Raw genomic sequence first — 1799 nt, forward strand, 5'->3', positions numbered from 1 at the left:
GTCGGCGTTGAGCAGCAGCCGGGCGCCGTGGGCGCGGCAGAGCCCGCCCAGGCGCTCGGCGAGCCGCAGCCACGCGGCGGCGCCGAGATCGGGCCGGCGCATCTGGACCAGCCGCACCCCGCCGGCCAGGGCGCCCTCCAGCAGGGCCAGCCAGGCCTCCGGGTCCTGCGGCTCGGACGGCGTGACCAGGTAGTGCCCGGGCAGCTGCACCGCGCGGACGATGGGCCGGTTCGCCGCCGGCCAGGCGAGCCCGTCGAGCGCCGCCGGCGCCTGCCAGGCCACGGCCTGCCCCTCGAGGCCGCGGGGCTCGCCCGCGTAGCGCGCGATCTCCAGGACGTGGAGGACGACCCGCTTGTCGCCGTAGTCCCAAGGGACCCGGATCAGCGGCGCCCCGGGCTCGGCGTCGACGCCGAGCTCCTCGCGCAGCTCCCGGCGCAGGGCCGCGGCGGCGGACTCGCCGGGCTCGATCTTGCCGCCGGGGAACTCCCAGAGCCCGCCCTGGTCGCGGTGCGCAGGCCGGCGCTGGACGAGGATGCGCCCGTCCGGGGCGCGGAGCACCGCCGCGGCGACGGGGATCGGGGCTGCCGCGGCCATCAGCTGCGGTATTCGGCGTTGATGCGCACGTACTCGGCGGTCAGGTCGCAGGTCCAGACGGTGGCCTCGCCCCGCCCGCGGCCGAGGTCGATGCCGATGCGCACCGCGGAGCCGGCGAGCTGCGCCGCGGCGGCGGCCTCGTCGTAGTCCGGGGCGCGGCCGCCCCCGCTGACCACGGGCACGTCGCCGAGGGCGATGGCCACGCCGGCGAGGTCGAGGTCGTCGACCTCCGCCCGGCCCACCGCCGCCAGGATCCGGCCCCAGTTGGGGTCGCCGGCGGCGAGGGCGGTCTTGACCAGCGGCGACTCGGCCACCGTGAAGGCGACCCGCTCGGCCTCGGCCGTATCGGCGGCGCCGCTGACCGCCACGTCGACCAGGCGGGTCGCCCCCTCGCCGTCGGCGGCGATGGCCCGGGCGAGGTCGATGCACACGGCGTCGAGGGCGGCCTGGAAGCGCTCGCGGTCAGCGCCCTCGCCGGCCACCTCGGGGCCGAGGCCGCTGGCGGCGAGCAGGCAGGCGTCGTTGGTGGAGGTATCCCCGTCGATCGTGACGCGGTTGAACGAGCGGGCCACGGAGCGGTGCAGGGCCTCGTCGAGGGCCGCCGCGGGCAGCCGCGCGTCGGTGGCGACGAAGGCGAGCATGGTCGCCATGTCGGGGCGGATCATGCCGGCGCCCTTGGCCATGCCGGTGATGGTGCAGGTGCCGGTGCTCAGCGCCACCCGGTAGCTGGCGAGCTTGCGCCGGGTGTCGGTGGTCTGGATGGCCTCCGCGGCCGCCTCCCAGCCGTCCGCGGCGAGCTCGCCGAGCGCGGCGTCGAGGCCGGCGCGGATGCGCTCGACGGGCAGCGGCTCGCCGATGACGCCGGTGGAGAACGGCACGACCGCCTCGAGGGCCGCCCCGGTGCGCTCGGCGAGGGCCTGGCAGCAGGCGAGCGCGTCCGGCTCGCCGCGCTCGCCGGTGCCGGCGTTGGCGTAGCCGGTGTTGACCAGCAGGTAGCGCGGGGCGGCGGCGGCGAGGTGGCGCTCGGCGATGCGCACCGGCGCCGCCCGGAAGCGGTTGCGGGTGAACACCGCCGCGGCCTGCCCGCCGGCGGCGAGCTCCAGGATCGTGAGGTCGCGGCGCCCGGGCTGGCGGATGCCGGCGCAGGCGGTGCCGAGCCGGACGCCGGGGACGGGGTGGATCGCGGCCAAGCCCGCCACCTCAGA

At 78.2% G+C, this 1799-nt stretch carries 2 protein-coding genes; both read right to left on the reverse strand.

The genetic code is table 11. The features are described from left to right. The coding region (locus tag CKO13_RS12955) for an NUDIX domain-containing protein (protein ID WP_200261328.1) at positions 1-594 on the reverse strand (594 nt) is incomplete at its 3' end. Further along, complete coding sequence (gene argJ / locus CKO13_RS11960) at positions 594-1793, reverse strand: bifunctional glutamate N-acetyltransferase/amino-acid acetyltransferase ArgJ (protein ID WP_200261330.1); 1200 nt, start codon at positions 1791-1793, stop codon at positions 594-596. The genes CKO13_RS12955 and argJ, both read right to left, overlap by 1 nt. Positions 1794-1799: the final 6 nt, after the last annotated feature.

The organism is Halorhodospira neutriphila (genome assembly GCF_016584055.1).
In the GTDB taxonomy this organism is placed as follows: Bacteria; Pseudomonadota; Gammaproteobacteria; order Nitrococcales; family Halorhodospiraceae; genus Halorhodospira; species Halorhodospira neutriphila.